The organism is Streptomyces sp. ISL-96 (genome assembly GCF_018614035.1).
In the GTDB taxonomy this organism is placed as follows: domain Bacteria; phylum Actinomycetota; class Actinomycetes; order Streptomycetales; family Streptomycetaceae; genus Streptomyces.
On sequence record NZ_JAGGPA010000052.1, the window covers coordinates 1 to 18,890 of the forward strand.

General features: G+C 69.7%; 12 protein-coding genes, 3 tRNA genes and 1 pseudogene. 10 read left to right on the forward strand and 6 right to left on the reverse strand.

Features of this window, described 5'->3' with window-relative positions:
- Window positions 1–330: 330 nt before the first annotated feature.
- Both J7E96_RS28095 and J7E96_RS28100 read left to right on the forward strand, forming a co-directional pair.
- Window positions 331–1,235 (forward strand): annotated as a pseudogene (locus tag J7E96_RS28095) (sirohydrochlorin chelatase).
- Window positions 1,236–1,271: 36 nt separating this feature from the next.
- Window positions 1,272–2,636, forward strand: coding sequence for a deoxyguanosinetriphosphate triphosphohydrolase (locus tag J7E96_RS28100; protein WP_215135145.1), 1,365 nt, complete (start codon window positions 1,272–1,274; stop codon window positions 2,634–2,636).
- Here J7E96_RS28100 and J7E96_RS28105 read toward each other — a convergent pair.
- Window positions 2,608–3,627 carry a winged helix-turn-helix domain-containing protein gene (locus tag J7E96_RS28105; RefSeq protein ID WP_215135147.1) on the reverse strand — a complete coding sequence of 340 codons (1,020 nt, stop codon included), beginning with the start codon at window positions 3,625–3,627 and terminating at the stop codon, window positions 2,608–2,610. The genes J7E96_RS28100 and J7E96_RS28105 overlap by 29 nt on opposite strands.
- 327 nt (window positions 3,628–3,954) lie before the next feature.
- On the opposite strand from J7E96_RS28105, the gene J7E96_RS28110 reads away from it, so the two are divergent.
- The 3 genes from J7E96_RS28110 to J7E96_RS28120 all read left to right on the forward strand — a co-directional run bounded on the left by J7E96_RS28110 (window position 3,955) and on the right by J7E96_RS28120 (window position 8,832).
- Window positions 3,955–5,220: an FAD-dependent oxidoreductase gene (locus tag J7E96_RS28110; protein WP_215135149.1), complete on the forward strand. Its 1,266-nt coding sequence runs from the start codon at window positions 3,955–3,957 to the stop codon at window positions 5,218–5,220.
- Between the two features lie 34 nt (window positions 5,221–5,254).
- Window positions 5,255–7,159 carry a DNA primase gene (dnaG, locus tag J7E96_RS28115; RefSeq protein WP_215135151.1) on the forward strand — a complete coding sequence of 635 codons (1,905 nt, stop codon included), beginning with the start codon at window positions 5,255–5,257 and terminating at the stop codon, window positions 7,157–7,159.
- A gap of 350 nt (window positions 7,160–7,509) precedes the next feature.
- A complete protein-coding gene (locus tag J7E96_RS28120; protein WP_215135153.1) occupies window positions 7,510–8,832 on the forward strand; it encodes an RNA polymerase sigma factor in 1,323 nt (440 codons plus the stop codon).
- 569 nt (window positions 8,833–9,401) lie between these two features.
- On the opposite strand, the gene J7E96_RS28125 is transcribed toward J7E96_RS28120, so the two are convergent.
- Window positions 9,402–10,178: a DNA-binding transcriptional regulator gene (locus tag J7E96_RS28125; RefSeq protein WP_215135155.1), complete on the reverse strand. Its 777-nt coding sequence runs from the start codon at window positions 10,176–10,178 to the stop codon at window positions 9,402–9,404.
- 291 nt (window positions 10,179–10,469) lie between these two features.
- On the opposite strand from J7E96_RS28125, the gene J7E96_RS28130 reads away from it, so the two are divergent.
- Both J7E96_RS28130 and J7E96_RS28135 read left to right on the forward strand, forming a co-directional pair.
- Window positions 10,470–10,943: a hypothetical protein gene (locus tag J7E96_RS28130; RefSeq protein ID WP_215135158.1), complete on the forward strand. Its 474-nt coding sequence runs from the start codon at window positions 10,470–10,472 to the stop codon at window positions 10,941–10,943.
- Window positions 10,944–11,033: 90 nt separating this feature from the next.
- Window positions 11,034–11,711 carry a trans-aconitate 2-methyltransferase gene (locus tag J7E96_RS28135; RefSeq protein WP_215135160.1) on the forward strand — a complete coding sequence of 226 codons (678 nt, stop codon included), beginning with the start codon at window positions 11,034–11,036 and terminating at the stop codon, window positions 11,709–11,711.
- 724 nt (window positions 11,712–12,435) lie between these two features.
- Here J7E96_RS28135 and J7E96_RS28140 read toward each other — a convergent pair.
- The 4 genes from J7E96_RS28140 to J7E96_RS28155 all read right to left on the reverse strand — a co-directional run bounded on the left by J7E96_RS28140 (window position 12,436) and on the right by J7E96_RS28155 (window position 18,005).
- Window positions 12,436–14,379: an ABC transporter ATP-binding protein gene (locus tag J7E96_RS28140; RefSeq protein ID WP_215135162.1), complete on the reverse strand. Its 1,944-nt coding sequence runs from the start codon at window positions 14,377–14,379 to the stop codon at window positions 12,436–12,438.
- Window positions 14,376–16,109 carry an ABC transporter ATP-binding protein gene (locus J7E96_RS28145; protein ID WP_215135164.1) on the reverse strand — a complete coding sequence of 578 codons (1,734 nt, stop codon included), beginning with the start codon at window positions 16,107–16,109 and terminating at the stop codon, window positions 14,376–14,378. The genes J7E96_RS28140 and J7E96_RS28145 overlap by 4 nt, the downstream gene beginning before the upstream one ends.
- Before the next feature lie 102 nt (window positions 16,110–16,211).
- On the reverse strand, window positions 16,212–17,651 hold the full coding sequence (locus J7E96_RS28150) for an FGGY family carbohydrate kinase (protein WP_215135166.1): 1,440 nt from the start codon (window positions 17,649–17,651) through the stop codon (window positions 16,212–16,214).
- A 54-nt stretch (window positions 17,652–17,705) separates the two neighbouring features.
- On the reverse strand, window positions 17,706–18,005 hold the full coding sequence (locus J7E96_RS28155; RefSeq protein ID WP_215135168.1) for a YtxH domain-containing protein: 300 nt from the start codon (window positions 18,003–18,005) through the stop codon (window positions 17,706–17,708).
- 215 nt (window positions 18,006–18,220) lie between these two features.
- Here J7E96_RS28155 and J7E96_RS28160 point away from each other — a divergent pair.
- The 3 genes from J7E96_RS28160 to J7E96_RS28170 all read left to right on the forward strand — a co-directional run bounded on the left by J7E96_RS28160 (window position 18,221) and on the right by J7E96_RS28170 (window position 18,612).
- A tRNA-Asn gene (locus tag J7E96_RS28160) sits at window positions 18,221–18,293 on the forward strand.
- Between the two features lie 5 nt (window positions 18,294–18,298).
- Window positions 18,299–18,371 (forward strand) — tRNA-Asn (locus J7E96_RS28165).
- A gap of 167 nt (window positions 18,372–18,538) precedes the next feature.
- Window positions 18,539–18,612: transfer RNA gene (locus J7E96_RS28170), tRNA-Ile, on the forward strand.
- The last annotated feature ends 278 nt before the right edge of the window (window positions 18,613–18,890 follow it).

Consider the following 18,890-nt stretch of genomic DNA (forward strand, 5'->3'; position numbering starts at 1 on the left):
TGCCCGCGAAGTACGGGTCTAGGTCTCTCGGCCGGCTGCGCCCTGGGGGCGGAGGGCGCGGCTCCCAGCATCAGAGGGACGCTCCCCAGACCGGCGAGGACGTTTCGGCGGCTGGGCCGCGCAGACTCAGTCATGGTGCTTGTATCCCGCGCGCCGAACCCGAAAGCAAGGTGCAATTCCGGTCAATGGAAAAGTAATTCCACTTGCTCCAGGTGTTTCGTTTTCCTCTTCACCGCCTGCACACCGCCCCCGCCCGCCCGGTGAGGCCGTCGAAAACACCCGTCACGCCCGCGCAACGAGGCGGCAACCTGCGCCCGGCAGTATCGGTCCATGACGGAGTCGGCAGCACACCGCGAGTCACTTCCTCTCGACAGCACGGCGCAACTGCTCACCCGCATCACCACCCAGCTCGGCACGCAGCTGAGGCACGTCTCCCTGAACGGAACCGCCGTCCGATGACACCGCCCCCGCCCTCGTCCCCGCTCCGGCCGACGTCCCCGCCCACCCTCGTCGCCGTCGCCCACGGCAGCCGCGACCCCAACGCGCTGCGCACCGTCACCGCGCTGCTGGAGCGCGTCCGCGAGCTGCGGCCGGGGCTCGACGTACGGCTCGGGCACATCGAGCTGAACGAGCCGCTGCTGACCGGTACGCTCGCGGACCTGGACCCGGGCCAGGCCGTGCTCGTACCGCTGCTGCTCGGCCGTGGTTACCACGTCAAGTACGACCTGCCGCAGGCCGCCGCCACCGCCCCCCACCTGCGCACCCGAATAGCCGCCCCGCTCGGCCCGCACCCCCTCCTCGTCGAGGCCCTGTACGCCCGCCTCACCGAGGCCGGCTGGCGGACCTCCGACGCCACCCACCGCGGAAGCGGCGTCGTCCTCGCCGCCGCCGGCTCGCGCGACCCGCAATCCGCCGCCGACACCCGCCGCACCGCCGCCCTGCTCGGCGAACGCCTCGGCGGAGTCCCCGTCATCCCCGCCTACGCGTCCGCCGCCTCGCCCACCGTCCCCGAAGCCCTGCGCGCCCTCGCCGCACGCGGCCGCCACCGCGCCGCCGTCGCCTCGTACTTCACCGCGCCGGGCCGCTTCGCCGCGCAGAGCGCCGCCGCCGCGCCCTGGATCGCGGCCGCGCCGCTCGGCACGCACCCCGCCCTGGCGCGGCTCCTCCTGCTCCGTTACGACCAGGCTGTCGCCACCCGTGCCCCGGCGCCCCGGCGCCAGCTGGCCTCCGCCTGATCCCCGACTGTCACCGGCTGCGTTTACTGTCGGTGCATGGAAGGCACAGCGCACCAAGCCCAGTCCCACGACGCCCAGTCCTACCCGGCCCAGTCCCACGACGCCCAGCTCGACGTCGGCCTCTACGACGCAGCCGCCACCGAGCGCTGGGCCACCGAGCCCGACAAACGGCCCGGCAGGACCGCCTTCCAGCGCGACCGCGCGCGCGTGCTGCACTCCGCCTCGCTGCGCCGCCTCGCCGGAAAGACGCAGGTCGTCACGCCCGGCTCCAGCAGCCAGGTCTGGGACGCCAGCCCCCGTACCCGCCTCACGCACTCCCTCGAATGCGCCCAGGTCGGCCGTGAGCTGGGCGCCGCCCTCGGCTGCGACCCGGACCTCGTCGAGGCCGCCTGCCTCTCCCACGACATGGGCCACCCGCCCTTCGGGCACAACGGCGAGCAGGCACTCAACGACTTCGCCAAGGACTGCGGCGGCTTCGAGGGCAACGCCCAGTCGCTCCGGCTCCTGACGCGCCTGGAGCCCAAGCGTTTCGTACGGTCCGCCGAGAGCGGCGAGATGGTCAGCGTCGGCCTCAACCTCACCCGCGCCGCCCTCGACGCCGCCACGAAATACCCCTGGCCGCGCGGCGCCCACCCCACCGACCCCGGCTCGGTGAAATTCGGCGTCTACGAAGACGACCTGCCGGTCTTCGACTGGGTCCGCCAGGACGCGCCCGCCCACCGCCAGTGCTTCGAGGCCCAGGTCATGGACTGGTCCGACGACGTGGCGTACTCGGTGCACGACTTCGAGGACGGCCTGCACGCCGGTCACCTCGACCCCAACCTCCTGTTCGCCGAGCCCGAGCGCCAGGAGATCTTCGCGGTCGCGATCGGCAGATACGTACCGGAGACCACCAGTCCCGAGGAGCTGGCGGCCGCCCTCGACCGCCTCCTCGACGAGGAGTGGTGGCCGCACGGCTACGACGGATCGGCCGTCGCGCAGGCCCGGCTCAAGGACGCGACCAGCCAGCTCATCGGCCGCTTCTGCCTGTCCGCCGAGGGCGCCACCCGTCAGGCGTACGGAGCGGGAAGGCTCACGAGGTACGCCGCCGAGCTGGTCGTCCCGCGCGAGGTGCGCCACGAGTGCGCCGTCCTCAAGGCCGTCGCCGACCGTTACGTCATGCAGCGCGACGAACAGGAACGGCTCCGCGCCGACCAGCGCATCGTCATCGCCGAGCTCGCCGAAGCACTCACCGCCCGCGCCCCCGAGGGCCTCGACCCGCAGTTCCGCGCCCTCTTCGCCGACGCGCCCGACGACAGGGCCCGCAAGCGGGTGATCGTCGACCAGATCGCGTGCTTCACGGACGCCGCCGCCCGCTCCCTGCACGCCCGCCTCACGGCCCGTACGCCGCGCCGTTCATGATCGCGTCACCGAGAGGCGTCCGCCGGTGCAGGACGTGGCTGCCGCGCCGCTCCGAGGCGACCAGCCCCGCCTCCCGCAGGACCGTCGCGTGCCGGCTCGCCGTCGACAGCGTCAGCCGCAGTACGCCACCGAGCTGCGTCGTGGTCATCGGCCGCTCCAGGACCTCCAGGACGTACGCCCGGGTGTGGCCGATCAGCTGCGCCACCGGAAGGCCGGCCCTCTTCGGACCCGGGCCGCCCGCCCCGTCCGGCCGGGAGAGGGCGAGCCACCCGGGATCCGGCGTCACCGGATGGACCAGCACCGGGGGCAGCTCCGGGTCGGCCAGCGAAACGGGATGCCGGATGCAGAAGAACGACGGAATCATCGTCAGCGAACGCCCGCGCAGCTCCAGTTCGCTGTCCACCGGATAGCCGGTCTCCAGCACACCGTCGTCACGCCAGGCGAAATCCTGGTAGCTGCTCAGCAGCCCCTCGGGCCCCCGGGACAGAGCCGCCTCCGCCCGCACGGGACGGTCGGCGTCGACGGCCGCCCTGATCACATCGAGGTACGGCTCCACCGCCACCGCGTAGTAACGGCGGAGCGCGTCGCCCAGCCGCTCCAGCGTCTCCACGTCCCCCTCGGCCAGCCGCCGGGCGACCGGCGGCACAGGGCCGTCCGCGAAAAGCCGCCCGAGTTCCGCGCTCATCCTGGCCACGGGCGTGGACAGCACCTGATCCACGCCGGTCTCCAGATCCGGGATGCCCCGGCCCGGCGTCAGGAAGTCGGGGATGTACGCCGCACACGGGCACAGCCGGTGCAGCGAAGCCACGGTCCCGGTGAGGCCGGCGCGGGCGATCGCCGCCCGTACCTCACGCCGCCAGGGGTCGAAGACCAGCGCACCCTGCCGGTTCTGCAGCAGGTGAAGGCTGTTCACGATCTCCCACAGAGGGTCCGGCTGTGCGGCCACCCGCAGCCGGTTCAGATCCTCGGTGGTGAAGTGGATGCGTAACATGCGCCCCCCAACTCCCTTGCTACGAGCGTACTCACGGGTCACCGGAATCGTACGGTCCCTTTGCGTTGTGCACGAAAGCCACGCACGGCGTCCATATCGGCGTGACCCTTGTCGCGTGGTGGCTGCGGGCTGTCAACGGGGGAGACGTCCGCGGCCACCTCTTCCATGCCCTCACTCACCACTTCCACCCCTCCCACCCCTCGCCCATCACGTGCGAGCCACCTCCGCGACACGCCCACAGCACACCCCCTCTTCCCCCATCACGCTCTGTGGGGGACGCTCGAATACGGCGGCGTAGCGTGTGGGCAGGCACAGAGGAGGCACCAAGTGGTCGATGCAGATCTGACATTCGTCATCGTCGGTGGGGGACTGGCCGGGGCGAAGGCCGCCGAAACCCTCCGCAGCGAGGGGTTCACCGGCCGGGTGATCCTCATCGGGGACGAACGCGACCATCCCTACGAACGCCCTCCCCTCTCCAAGGGTTTCCTGGCCGGCAAGGAGGAACGCGACAGCGTCTTCGTCCACGAACCCGGCTGGTACGCCCAGGCCGACATCGAGCTGCACCTCGGCCAGGCGGTCGTGTACCTCGACCGAGAGACCAGGACGGTAGGGCTCGGCGACGGCACCGCCGTCCGCTACGACAAGCTGCTGCTCGCCACCGGCGCCGAGCCGCGCCGCCTCGACATCCCCGGCACCGGTCTCGCCGGCGTCCACCACCTGCGCCGCCTCTCCCACTCCGAGCGGCTGCGCGGCGTACTGGCCTCCCTCGGCCGCGACAACGGGCACATCGTCATCGCCGGGGCCGGCTGGATCGGCCTGGAAGTCGCGGCCGCCGCACGCGGTTACGGCGCCGAGGTCACCGTCGTCGAGCCCGAACCGACCCCCCTTCACCAGGTCATCGGCCCCGAACTCGGCCAGCTCTTCACCGACGTGCACAGCGAGCACGGCGTCCGCTTCCACTTCGGCGCCCGCCTCACCGAGATCATCGGCCAGGACGGCATGGTCCTCGCCGCCCGCACCGACGACGGCGTGGAGCACCTGGCCCACGACGTCCTCGCCGCGATCGGCGCCGCGCCGCGCGTCGCCCTCGCCGAGGCCGCCGGCCTCACCCTCGTCGACCGCGCCCACGGCGGCGGCATCGCGGTCGACGCCACGCTGCGCACCTCCGACCCCGACATCTACGCCGCCGGCGACGTCGCCGCCGCCCAGCACCCCCTCCTCGGCTCCCGGCTGCGCGTCGAGCACTGGGCCAACGCGCTGAACAGCGGCCCGGCCGCCGCCCGGGCGATGCTGGGCCAGGACGTGTCGTACGACCGCATCCCGTACTTCTTCTCCGACCAGTACGACCTGGGGCTGGAGTACTCCGGGTGGGCGCCTCCGGGGACGTACGACCAGGTCGTCATCCGGGGTGACGTCGCGGGAAAGCGCGAGTTCATCGCCTTCTGGCTGAAGGACCAGCGGGTGCTCGCAGGCATGAACGTAAATGTGTGGGATGTCACCGAGCCCATCCAGGCGCTGATCCGCTCCGGGGCGCCGGTGGACACCGACGCCCTGGCCGACCCCTCAGTGGACCTTGCCACGTTGATCAGCTGACGGGAGTGTCCGAGCACCGCCGTACACTTCACGCGTGGCAGGCAGGATCAACGATGACGACGTGAAGGCGGTCCGGGACGCGGTCCCGATCGACGCCGTTGTTTCCGAGTACCTCCAGCTCCGCAGCGCCGGCGGCGGCAATCTGAAGGGCCTGTGCCCCTTCCACGACGAGAAGTCCCCGTCCTTCCAGGTCAGCCCGAGCAAGGGTCTTTTCCACTGCTTCGGCTGCCAGGAAGGCGGCGACACGATCGCCTTCGTGATGAAGATCGACCATCTCTCCTTCTCCGAGACGGTCGAGCGCCTGGCCGCCCTGGCGGGCATCACTCTTCGCTACGAAGAAGGCGGCTACAACCCCACGCACCAGCGCGGCGAGCGCGTCCGCCTGGTCGAGGCGCACAAGGCCGCCGCGCAGTTCTACGTCGAGCAGCTCGACTCCGCCGAGGCCGAGATCGGCCGCAAGTTCCTGGCCGAGCGCGGCTTCGAGCAGAGCGCCGCGCAGCACTTCGGCGTCGGCTACAGCCCGGCCGGCTGGGACCACCTCACCCGCTACCTGCGCGGCAAGGGCTTCTCCGACAAGGAGCTCACTCTCTCCGGCCTCTCCCAGGAGGGCCGCCGCGGCCCCATCGACCGCTTCCGCGGCCGCCTGATGTGGCCGATCCGCGACATCACGGGCGAGGTCGTCGGCTTCGGCGCGCGCAAGCTGCGCGACGACGACAACGGTCCGAAGTACCTCAACACCCCCGAAACGGCGATCTACAAAAAGTCCCAGGTGCTGTACGGCATCGACCTGGCCAAGAAGGAGATCGCCAAGACCAGCAGGGCGGTGGTCGTCGAGGGGTACACCGACGTCATGGCCTGCCACCTGGCCGGTGTCACGACCGCGATCGCCACCTGCGGCACGTCGTTCGGCGGCGACCACATCAAGATCCTGCGCCGGCTGCTCATGGACCACGCCTCGGCCGAGGTCGTCTTCACCTTCGACGGCGACGCGGCAGGCCAGAAGGCGGCGCTGCGGGCGTTCGAGGACGACCAGAAGTTCGCCGCCGAGACGTCCATCGCCATCACACCGGGCGGTATGGACCCCTGCGACCTGCGGCTCGCCAAGGGCGACGCGGCGGTGGCGTCGCTGGTCGAGACGCGCACGCCCCTCTTCGAGTTCGCGATCCGCCACGTCGTTTCCCGCCACAACCTGGAAACTCCGGCCGGGCGGGCGGCCGCGCTCGACGAGGCCGCGCCGATCGTCGCCAACATCAAGAACATCGCGATCCAGCACGAGTCCGCGGTGCAGCTCGCGGGCATCCTCGGCATCCTCGACACGCAGTTCGTCGTCAAGCGCGTCGCGCAGCTCGCCCGCTGGGCGCGCGACCGGGGCGGACGCGGCCCCGCCGCGCCGCAGGACCGCCGGGCGACTCCGTCGTACGACGCGGCACCGGCCGCCCCGAGCGGCCCCGCGCTGAATCTGCGCAGCCCCGCGCACCGCACCGAACGGGAGCTGCTGAAGCTCGCGCTCCAGCGCCCGGAGCTGGTCTCACCGGCGTTCGACGCGTACGGGGCCGACGAGTTCACCGCCCCGCCGTACGCCGCCGTACGCCAGGTCATCGAGGAGGCGGGCGGCGCGGAGCAGGGTGCGCAGAACGCCTCCGACTACCTGGCGCAGGTCCGCGAGACGGCTCCCAACGACACGGTGCGGGCGCTGGTCACGGAGCTCGCCGTCGAGCCGATCATGCGCAAGACGGTGGACGAGCTCTACGCGGGTGAGCAGCTGATCCGGGTCCGGCTGCGGGCGGTCGACCGCCGGATCCTCGACGTCCAGGGCACGCTGGCCCGCCTCGGCGGCCCGCACGCCGACCCGGAGCAACTGGCCGCCGTACAGAACGAACTGTGGGTCCTCCAGCAGTACGCCCAGTCCCTACGCAGCCACGGCGCGTCGGCGCTCTGACGCTGCGGCTGAATCCAGCCGTCCGGGGCTTGAGGACACGCCCGCAGTCCGTCCGGGCCTGGGACGGAGCCCCAGCAGCCCACCCGCCCCGGGCATATCCAGCCCGTCCGGCGTTTGAGGACACGCCCGCAGGGCGCCCGGGGCCTGGGACGGAGCCCCGGCAGTCCACCCACCCCCGGCATATCCAGCCCGTCCGGCGTTTGAGGACCGGGGTCTGGGGCAGCGCCCCGGTTTCGGGAAGGGGCGGGTAGGGGACAGCGCCGCAGGCCCACCTCCGTAACGGCCCGGACTCAAAAAGTCACCGCACGCCCCTCGTGGCAGCGATGTGTCGTACCCCACACTGGGTGGCGGTGCCTGAGTCCTCGGAGCGCGGCCGGCCCACGCCGAGTGGGCCTCACACACCCGCGGATCCACACATCGTGTACGGGACGGACGGCGGCCCGGTAGCCGCCCCCGTCCCGCTGCCGCACGCCCCCGAACCGGCAGCGATCACCCTGGAGGTCGCCCCCGTGCAGACCCAGACCCAGCCGCAGACGTTGACCGACGTCCTCACGAAGGTCCCTTCGCAGAGCCGGGGCGAACTCCACCCCGAACCCGAGCCCGAAACCGAGCCCGGTCCCGGGACTGAGGCCGAACTCGAGGCCGAGCCCGAGGCCGAGGTGGAACCCGGAAACGAGCCCGAGGTCCTCCTCGAGGACCCCCCGGACGCCCCCGACTCACCAGAGGCGACGGGCCGCCACAACACCCGCCCCGACACCGGCGGCCCCTCCTCCGACCTCTTCCGCCAGTACCTCCGGGAAATCGGCCGCATCCCGCTCCTCACCGCCGCCGAAGAGGTGGACCTGGCACGCCGCGTAGAAGCCGGTCTCTTCGCCGAGGAGAGGCTCAGCAGCTACCCGGACCTGGACTCCCAGCTCGCCGTCGACCTCGACAAGCTCGTCGTGATGGGCCGGATGGCCAAACGCCGCCTGATCGAGGCGAATCTGCGCCTCGTCGTGTCCGTCGCCAAGCGGTACGTCGGCCGCGGCCTGACCATGCTCGACCTGGTCCAGGAGGGCAACCTCGGCCTCATCCGCGCCGTGGAGAAGTTCGACTACGCCCGCGGCTACAAGTTCTCTACGTACGCGACCTGGTGGATCCGTCAGGCCATGTCCCGCGCGCTGGCCGACCAGGCCCGCACCATACGCGTCCCGGTCCACGTCGTAGAGCTGATCAACCGCGTCGTACGAGTCCAGCGCAGGATGCTCCAGGAGCGCGGCTACGAGCCGACCCCCCAAGAGGTCGCCACGCACCTCGAACTCACCCCGGAGCGCGTCAGCGAAGTCCTGCGTCTCGCCCAGGAACCGGTGTCGCTGCAGTCGCCCGTGGGCGAGGAGGACGACGTGGCGTTCGGCGACCTCATCGAGGACGGCGACGCCGCGTCCCCTGTCGAATCGGCCGCGTTCCTCCTCCTGCGCGAGCACCTGGAGGCCGTGCTCTCCACGCTGGGCGAGCGCGAACGCAAGGTCGTCCAGCTCCGGTACGGCCTGGCCGACGGCAGGCCGCGCACGCTGGAGGAGATCGGCCGCATCTTCGGCGTGACGCGCGAACGCATACGCCAGATCGAGTCGAAGACCCTCAACAAGCTCCGCGACCACGCCTTCGCCGACCAGCTCCGCGGCTACCTCGATTAGGCCAAGGCCCCGCACCAGGCCGTGACCTGCAACTTTTCCCAAATCCGTCCGGCCTGGTGCTGAGCGCAGCGCTCCTAACCCAGGAATTACCGAGCCCGAATGCGGGCGGAAGAGACAGCAGAGACAGCAGAGTTCCAGGCCAGTGTGGTCAGCGCGCAATGTGTGATGCGTGAATGGCGAGTCGGTTCGATCACAGTGTTCGGTGATCACGGTGTCGGGCAGGTGTTGCGTGATGGCCGAGTGGAATACCGGCCCGACAGCAGTGACGAGCCTGTAGACCCACGCAGTACAGCGATCCATGAACATCCGTGAAGATCATGGCGGCCGACGCAGAGCACCTGCGCTGGGACGCGGCCCGGCTGATCTCTGAGGAGCTGGCCACCGGCAAGACCCAGCGGGCGAGTGGCCGAGGAGATCGCGCAAGGCGAAGAAGAGCCCCGGCGCATCATCCTCGTGAACATCTCCTAGTCGTCGACGTTGGACTCGCGGAGGGTCTTCCAGACAGGCCCGTAGGTGCGTGGCGATGCTGTCGGCGTCGTCCAGCCACAACGACGACGCGACCTGTGCCCTTACCCCTCCGGCGGGCGACTGTACTGCTGAAGTGTTGCCTTCGAGGTGGACGTGTCGATCAGCCGCAGCTCCCACGGGCCGGTGTTGACGTCGAAGTCCTTGCCGAAGCCCACCCACTTGCCTGCCATGCGTCGGCCGGTCGGCTCTACCAGCATCTGGATCGCACCGTGGTAGCGGGCTCCGTTGTAGTAGCCGTCGGAGGCTGTCTGCTCAATCCATGAGCCGGTGACAACACTGCGGTCCACGGTCAGGTCCAGCGTCAGCGGGCTGTCCGGGTTGGAGGAGCCGCCTGGGAGGCTCTGGCCGGTCAGCCGGTTGCCATGCTGGAGCAGCACGACGTAGTGCTGCCCGTCGTAGGTTTCGTCTCGCGAGGACGAGTAGAACTCATACCGGGAGAGCCAGATGCCCGAGTAGTTCGTGTCCGGCGGCGGTGGCTGCTTGGCCGTCGTGGCGGCCTGGACACCTTCGGGTCCGGGGTCCATGTCGTGACCTCCTTGCGGATCGGGGTGGACTCGCGCCTGGGGTAGGGGCGCGGTGAAGCCGAGAGCTTCGACGGGGCGGCCGGTGACGTGTTGGAGCGCACGGGCGTAGACCGGACGCGGGGCACGGCTGGTGCCGGCCTCCCAGCGCTGCACAAGACGCTTTGACGCGTCGTTAGGTTCGCCCAGTTGCTCGCCTGCCCGGCGCAGCGCCTTCGCTAAGTCGTCTTGGGACATGCGCAGGCCGATCCGTACGGCCCGCAGGACATCGTTGGGTGCTGTCGCGGCTGTCGTCATGGCTTCGACGGTAGCCTCAACCAGCGGGCGATGACACCGAATTGACGCCTCCGAGTGACGCCCAAATGACGCCCTCCGTGCCGCCGCAATGACCGGGCCCTGCCGCCGACCATGAGGGCATGCCGATCCGCATTGACGCCTACACGGTGAGAGCCGACGGGACGCGTACCGCACACCGAACCCTGTACGTAGGGGAAGGTGGCCCGCCTCCCATTACGGACGTCATGCCGATCTGTATATGCCCGCGCTGCCGTTCGCAGCGCTCCGCTGCAACCGGAAAGGGACAACCAGGTGACGACCACCCTTGAGCATCCCCCGATTCACCGCACCGAGCCCCGCGCCTTCCTGCCCCGGGAGGTCTGGCAGGGCCTCACCGCCGACGTGATCAGGGCGCACCCGGGAACGAGCCGGGTTCGGGCCGAGCAGATCATCGGTCAGACCGTCGCGTTTCTGATCGCCGGAACGACGACTGACGCGCCGCTATCTCCTTCCGAGCAAGTCGACTGGGGCTGGCACGCCTTCCTCCTGCGCACCCAGGCGTACCACGAGTTCTGCCAACAGCACGCGGGCCGCTTCCTGCATCACCACCCGGGCGTTCCCGACGCGGCCGAGACCGGCGGGCCCGAAGCGATCCGAAACCGCACCCTGACGGCCATCGGTGCGGCAGGCTTTGACGTGGACGAGGAGCTGTGGCCCGCAGCGGCCGAGTGCTCGCAATGCCACCAGGGCTGCACCGACAGCCCGGTAGGCGGCAAGAAGCAGTAGCCAGGAAAGCGAGTGCGGCCCGCCCCTTGCCCCATCGGGCTGAGTGGGCGGGCCTGCCCGTACGTAACGACCAATGAGGACAGAGGCCAGGTGCGAGAGCAAGACGCGAGTGCGTGGGATGTGTGGGGCGAGTCCAAGGCGGGCCGCAAAGAGAGGAACGCGGCCGGAGCGTCTACCTGGTTCAACTGGACGCAGTGGCCCGATCACGGTCCCGACGAGAAGATCCTCGGGAACATTGTCGGAGCACGTGTCCTCGACCTTGGATGTGGCAGCGGCGGGAACCTAGCCCATCTCGTTGCCCTCGGGGCCGACGCGATCGGCGTGGACATCTCCCCGGTACAGATCGCCAAGACGCGCGAACGTTGGCCGCACCTCGACGTCAGGCAGGAGGCAGCTGAGGAATTTCTCGCCGCCGACGACTACGACTACCACTACACGGCCATCTACTCCGTGTTCGGGGCCGCCTGGTTTACCGACCCCGCCGACTTGTTGCCGCTTGTACACGAGCGCCTGACGCCGGGCGGCGTTTACGCGTTCTCCCACAACCCTCCGGCTCTCGTAGGCTGCTACGGCCCCCAGGCGTCGCAGATGCAGCCGCCGGAGAAGGGCGCGGAACCCCTGTATGTGAAGCGCTGGGACTACGAGCCAGCCCCATGGGCGGAGATGCTCGGACAGGCCGGATTCGCTGATGTGACAGCTGAAGTGATCGCGCCCCCGGCAGGGAAGCGGACGGGAACGCTGCTTGTCCAGGGCGTAAGGGCTGAGTGAGTCCTGTGATGCAGGTCCGGCCCGTATGGCGGTGAGCCCTCGCGCAGTGCTCCGCTTCGTCGAGCACACCATCCGGCACGTCCCGGAGGGTGGCATCACATACGAGGTGATTCGTCTTCCTTGGACGGTCGGGCGGGCGGCCCGCGACGGGGCGCATAGGTGCGCGGCTCCGTCCAGGGCCGTACAGCGGGGCTAGCTTGAGAGCCACCGTCTGCGAGCCCCTTGGAGTGCGCTGTGAAGTCGTTCGCATTGATCTTCCTGGCCGTGCCGTTAACCGCCCTCGCCATAGGCGGCGTAAGCGCCGTAGCGCGGCGTGGTGACACTGTGGATCTCGCCATCACGTTGGTCGTGTCGCTCATCGCCTGGCGCTTCTGGCGAGCTGTGCAGGCCAGTCGGCCACCGCGCGAGAATCCGCTGTCGCCTCAGCGTCCTTGGGACCGCTGAGGCGACAGCTCGGTGCCGGAAGCGTGTTGTCAGTCCAGGATATTTCAGACCGGACGTTCGTCACTGACCTGCGCTTCCGCAGACTAAGCGCAGCGCTCATGCATCCACACTCCGCGGCTACCTGGACTGACCGGCCCCGGAGCGCGACGACGGCGCCCGACCACCACACCACCAGGTCGGATGCCGTCCGAGGCGCCGTCCGAGGCGCCGGTCAGGCTCCCCGGGTCGCCGCTCTTGGCTTCCTCCGGGACGTTCCCCGCCGTGCTCCCGGCATGGTCAGTCAGTCAACTTCCGCTACCGCCTGAGCGAACTGCGCCGCGTAAAGACGCGCGTACGCGCCCTCCGCCGCCAGCAGCTCGTCATGCGTCCCCTGTTCGACGATGGACCCATTCTCCATCACCAAGATCACGTCCGCGTCCCGGATAGTGGACAACCGGTGCGCGATCACGAAGCTCGTACGCCCATGGGCCAGCCGCGCCATCGCCTTCTGGATCAGCACCTCCGTCCGGGTGTCCACCGAGCTCGTCGCCTCGTCCAGAACCAGGATCACCGGATCCGACAGGAACGCCCGCGCGATCGTGATCAGCTGCTTCTCGCCCGCGCTGACCCCCGCCCCCTCGTCGTCGATCACCGTGTCGTACCCGTCCGGCAGCGTCCGTACGAAACGGTCCGCATGGGCGGCCCGCGCCGCCTCCTCGATCTCCCCGCGCGTGACGTCCCGCGTCGCCGACGCCCCGTACGCGATGTTGTCGGCGATCGTGCCGCCGAACAGCCACGCGTCCTGAAGGACCATCCCGATGCCCGAACGCAGCTCCTCGCGCCTCATCTTCGCGATGTCGACACCGTCCAGAGTGATCCGGCCGCCCGTCACCTCGTAGAACCGCATCAGCAGATTCACCAGCGTCGTCTTGCCCGCACCCGTCGGCCCGACTATCGCGACCGTCTGTCCCGGCTCGACCGCGACCGACAGATTCTCGATGAGCGGCTTGTCCGGCTCGTACCGGAAAGACACCTTCTCCAGTGCGACCCTGCCCTGCGGATCCGAGGGCGAAAGCTCCGCGCCGCCCACCGCGTCCGGCTCCTGTTCCTGCGCGTCCAGCAGCTCGAAGACCCGCTCGGCCGACGCGACGCCCGACTGCACGAGGTTCGCCATCGACGCGACCTGCGTCAGCGGCATCGAGAACTGCCGCGAGTACTGGATGAACGCCTGCACATCACCGATCGACAGCGTGCCCGACGCGACCCGCAGCCCGCCCACCACCGCCACCAGCACATAGTTCAAATTGCTCACGAAAAACATCAGCGGCTGCATGATCCCGCTGTTGAACTGTGCCCGGAACCCCGCCTCGTACAGCGCGTCGTTCTGCTCGCGGAAAGCCTCCGCAGACTGCTCGTGCCGCCCGAAGACCTTCACCAGCGCATGACCGGTGTACATCTCCTCGATGTGCGCGTTCAGCTTGCCGGTCGTCTTCCACTGCTGCACGAACTGCGGCTGCGACCGCTTGCCGACCTTCGCCGCGACCACCACCGACAGCGGTACGGTCACCAGCGCCACCAGTGCGAGCAGCGGCGACATCCAGAACATCATCGCCAGCACACCCACGATGGTCAGCAGGGAATTGATGAGCTGGCCCATCGTCTGCGCCATCGTCTGCCCGATGTTGTCGATGTCGTTCGTCGCCCGGCTCAGCACCTCGCCGCGCTTCTGCTGGTCGAAGTACTTCAGCGGCAGCCGCGACAGCTTCGCCTGTACGTCCTCACGCATCCGGAAGACGGTCCGGTTGATGACCCGGTTCGACAGCCGCGACGACACCAGCATGAGCAGCCCCGCACCCACGTACACCGCGAGCGCCATCAGCAGTACGTCGCCGACCGCCCCGAAGTCGATGCCCCGCCCGGGAGTGAAGCCCACCCCGGAAAGCATGTCCGCGAGCCCGTCGTCCCCCTCCTTCCGCAGCCCCTCGACGACCTGCGCCTTGCTGCCACCGCCCTCTGTCTGCCGGCCGACGACCCCCGCGAAGACCAGGTCGGTCGCCCGGCCCAGGATCTTCGGCCCGATCACCGACAGCGCGACGCTCACCACACCCGCCGCGAGCATCCACCACAACGTGACCCGTTCCGGAGCGAACTGCCGCAGCAGCCGCTTCCCCGAGCCCTTGAAGTCCATCGACCGCTCGGCCGGCCCGCCCGCGCCGGCCATCATCCGTCCACCGGGCCCGCTCATGCCGCCTCAGCCTCCGTCAGCTGGGAGAGCACGATCTCCCGGTACGTCGCATTGCTTTCCATCAGCTCGTGATGGCGGCCCGTGCCGACCACCCGGCCCTCGTCCAGGACCACGATCCGGTCCGCGTCGCGGATCGTCGACACCCGCTGGGCGACGATCACCACCGTCGCCTCGGCCGTCTCCCGCCCCAGCGCGGCCCGCAGCGCCGCGTCGGTCGCGTAGTCCAGCGCGGAGAACGAATCGTCAAAGAGATAAATCTCCGGCCGCTGCACCAGCGTGCGCGCGATCGCGAGCCGCTGCCGCTGGCCGCCCGACACGTTCGTACCGCCCTGCGAGATCGGCGCGTCGATCCCGCCCTCCAGCCGCTCCACGAACTCCCGCGCCTGCGCGACCTCCAGGGCGTGCCACAGCTCCTCGTCCGTCGCGTCCGGCTTCCCGTACCGCAGATTCGTAGCGACCGTTCCGGAGAACAGATAGGGCTTCTGCGGCACCAGCGAGACCGTCTTCGCCATCAGCGCCGGATCGAGCGTCCGTACGTCGACCCCGTCCACCAGCACCTCCCCGCCCGTCGCGTCGAACAGCCGCGGTACGAGCCCGAGCAGCGTCGACTTCCCACTGCCCGTCGACCCGATGATCGCCGTCGTCTCACCCGGACGTGCCACCAGATCGACATCCCTGATCACCGGCTCCTCCGCGCCCGGATAACGGAACTCCGCGCCCCGCAGCTCCAGTTGCCCGTGCCGCCGCAGCTCCCGTACCGGACTGGCCGGCGGTACGACGCTCGACGCCGTGTCCAGCACTTCCTCGATGCGCTCGGCGCACACCTCGGCGCGCGGCACCATCATGAACATGAAGGTGGCCATCATCACGGCCATCACGATCTGCATCAGATACGCGAGGAACGCGGTAAGCGCACCGATCTCCATCCCACCACTTTCGATCCGGTGCGCGCCGAACCAGACCACCGCGATGCTGGAGATGTTCACGACCGTCATCACGATCGGGAACATCAGCGCCATCAGCCGCCCCGAGGACAGCGAGACGTCCGTCAGCGCGGTGTTCGCCTCCCGGAAGCGGCCCTTCTCGTACTCGTCCCGTACGAACGCCCTGATCACGCGGTTGCCGGCGATCTGCTCGCGCAGCACTCGATTGACGACGTCAAGCCGCTCCTGCATCGTGCGGAACAGCGGCCGCATCCGCCGCACGATCAGGCTCACGGAGATCCCGAGCACCGGAACGACCGCCAGCAGCACACCCGACAGCGGCACGTCCTGCCCGAGCGCCATGACGATGCCGCCCACGCACATGATCGGCGCCGACACCATCAGCGTGAACGCCATCAGCACCAGCATCTGCACCTGCTGGACGTCATTGGTCGTACGCGTGATCAGCGACGGGGCCCCGAATTTCCCGACCTCCCGCGCCGAGAAGCTCTGCACCCGCTCGAAGACGGCGGCCCGCACATCCCGCCCGAGCGCCGACGCGGTCCGCGCGCCGTAGTAGACGGCGCCGATGTTGCAGACCACCTGGACGACGCTGACGGCGATCATGATGCCGCCGAACTCCAGGATGTAGCGGGTGTCCCCGGTTACGACACCGTTGTCAATGATGTCCGCGTTGAGGGTGGGCAGATAGAGGCTGGCGGAGGTCTGCAGCAGTTGCAGCAGCACCAGCAGGGCTATGGGTTTCTTGTACGGGCCGAGACGGGCCCGTAGGAGTCGTATGAGCACGCGGAGTCTCTCGGTGTCGGCAAGATCGGGGTTCGCCCCATCCTCCGACACCGGGCGCCGGTAATTCCAAGGAATTAACCAGGCAGCCGACCCGCCTCCCGCTCAGGCGCCGCCGAACGCCCCCGGGTGGATCTGGTCCCGCGTGGCGCCGTACTGCTGGCGCACCGCCTGCCCCACTGCCAGTTCCTCACCCGGCTCCAGCACCTGCGCCGCCGCGCCCTGCCAGGCCGGCGGGGAGTGCGGAGCCAGCGTGCCCTGCGCGACGCCGAGCGCCCACGCGGCCTGCCGGGCCGCGCCCAGCGCCGCGTAGTCGGCGGGCTGCGGCACGACCACCTGCGTACCGAAGATCGCGGGCGCCGCCGCCTGCACGGCCGCCAGCTCGGCGGCCGCCCCCAGCAGGAACACGCGCCGCACCTCCACGCCCCGCGCCCGCAGCACGTCCATGGCATCGGCCAGCGAGCACAGCATGCCCTCGAAGGCCGCGCGCGCCAGATGCTCGGGCTTCATCGACTCGCGCCGCAGCCCGCTCAAGGTCCCGGCGGTGTGCGGAAGTTGCGGCGTACGCTCACCTTCGAGATACGGCAGCAGTACGAGCCCGTAGGCGCCCGGCGACGACTTGAGCGCCAGATCCGAAAGCCCCTCAAGATCCGTCCCCAGCAGATCGGCGGTGCCGCGCAGCGCCCGTACGGCATTGAGCGTGTGCACGACCGGCAGATGCATCCCGGTCGCGTCGGCGAAGGACGTGATGAGCCCGCTCGAATCGGCCAGCCCCTCATGGTGCACGGCCATCACGGACCCGGAGGCGCCGAGCGACACCACGGCGTCCCCCACCCCTACCCCCAGCCCAAAAGCGGCAGCCATGGTCTCGCCGGTCCCAGCGGAGATCAGCAGCCCCTCAGGGGTGGTCCCCGCGGCGTCGGAAGGACCGAGCACCTCGGGCAGCGCGGCCTGATGCCCCAGCGCCAGCTCGACAAGATCCGGTCGGTAGGACCCAGTGACCGCCGACCAGTAACCAGTCCCCGAGGCCGCGCCCCGGTCGGTGGTCCTGCGGGCCGGCCGGCCGAGCAGCTGCCACACCAGCCAGTCGTGCGGCTGCAGCACGGCGGCGGTGCGCTGCGCGGACTCCGGCTCGTCGCGCGCCAGCCAGCGCAGCTTCGCGACGGGCTGCGGAGCCGTCGGCACGGACCCGACGGCCTCGGCCCAGGCCTGGCGCCCGCCGAGCGCGTCGACCAGATCGGCGGCCGCGACCTGGGCACGCTTGTCATTGCCGAGGAGGGCCGGACGTACCACCGAACCGTGCGCGTCGAGCGGGATCATGCCGTGCTGCTGCGCCGATACGCCGATGGCCTGCACGCCCTCCAGCAGCCCCCCGGCCGCGGCCTCGCCCAGCGACAGGAGCCACACCTGTGGATCGGCCTCGGTGGATTTCGCCTCCACGGGGTGCGGGGCATAGCCCTGCCGCAGCACGGCACCCGTATCCGCATCGCACACGACGATGCGCGTAGAAGCAGACGAACTGTCCAAGCCGGCGACTATCCCCATGCCCAAGATTCTGCCGCATGCGCGGCCGGGGCCGTGCCGCGCCCGACGCCGGGGTCAGGTATTGGTCGTACCCCAGTCGTCCTCGCCGCTCTGCCCGCGCTCACGCAGCGACCGCACGCGTTCCGCGACGGAGCTGGGCATCCGGTCCCCGACCTTGTCGCTGACCGTATGGAGCGCCTTGCCCGCGAAGTCGCGGCCGTTGTGGGCGGCTGACTCGGCGGCGTTGCGCACGGCGGGGTTCTGGGCGACCTGGCGTGCGGACTTCTTCAGCTTCTCGTAGCGCTCGCGCCCGGCTCGGGTCCCGAGCACGTACCCGAGGGCCAGTCCGGCGATGAATGTGAGCTTGTAGCGCATGGCTGTCACCCTTCTCCTACGTCGGTGGTCCCCTGGGGCCCGGGGGAGTTTTCGGACCGCGGGGCTCTGCTGGCCGCCTACCCGTGGGCGCCCGTGATCACCCCGGGGGATACCGATTGGCGGAGCACCCCCCTGCTTGCGCTAATGTATGTGTCGCAGCGAGCACACGCCCCCCGGGACGCCATCCGGTGGGTACGTTCGGTGCAACGCAGCAATCCCCTGTAGCTCAATTGGCAGAGCAGCCGGCTGTTAACCGGCAGGTTACTGGTTCGAGTCCAGTCGGGGGAGCGCGATCCCCTGTAGCTCAATTGGCAGAGCATTCGGCTGTTAACCGGAGGGTTACTGGTTCGAGTCCAGTCGGGGGAGCGGCAAGAAAAAGGGCCCCTCAGGGGTCCTTTTTCATGTCTCCTGGAACCGGGCAGGCGCCAGCGCAGTCCTCATGGGCATGCGTAGCAGCCCACCCGAGGCAGGAGATCGTATGAGCGGCTATGCTGCGGCAGACGGCGCGCACAAATGTGCGCGACGCGCCGTAAGGGGCGGTAGCTCAGCCGGTTAGAGCAGCGGACTCATAATCCGTCGGCCGAGGGTTCGAGTCCCTCCCGCCCCACCGGGACACGCCGCAGGTTCACCCGTTTGACCTGGGCGTACAGGTAGGCCCCCGCTTCGGCGGGGGCCTTTCTGTTTGCTCCAAGATCGTTAGCTCGCCCAATGCTCGCCCGAAGTGTCAGGGGAGTTCACTGGCCCTTTTTCGAACGGCGGGTTCGCACATGGCCGGGGTTCAGCGGGGCGGACGCTTCTGGAGCGGGTGGCTCGCGGGAGCATGTGGCCCCCTGCGCCGTACGCCACGCATGGGGGATGTTCGGCCCATCGGCTGGCGTATGCCGG

Coding starts and splice junctions, on each gene's coding strand:
- J7E96_RS28100 (WP_215135145.1), top strand. CDS start 1,272: ATGGAAGGCACAGCGCACCAAGCCCAGTCCCACGACGCCCAGTCCTAC.
- J7E96_RS28105 (WP_215135147.1), bottom strand. CDS start 3,627: ATGTTACGCATCCACTTCACCACCGAGGATCTGAACCGGCTGCGGGTG.
- J7E96_RS28125 (WP_215135155.1), bottom strand. CDS start 10,178: ATGACGACAGCCGCGACAGCACCCAACGATGTCCTGCGGGCCGTACGG.
- J7E96_RS28140 (WP_215135162.1), bottom strand. CDS start 14,379: ATGAGCGGGCCCGGTGGACGGATGATGGCCGGCGCGGGCGGGCCGGCC.
- J7E96_RS28150 (WP_215135166.1), bottom strand. CDS start 17,651: ATGGGGATAGTCGCCGGCTTGGACAGTTCGTCTGCTTCTACGCGCATC.
- J7E96_RS28155 (WP_215135168.1), bottom strand. CDS start 18,005: ATGCGCTACAAGCTCACATTCATCGCCGGACTGGCCCTCGGGTACGTG.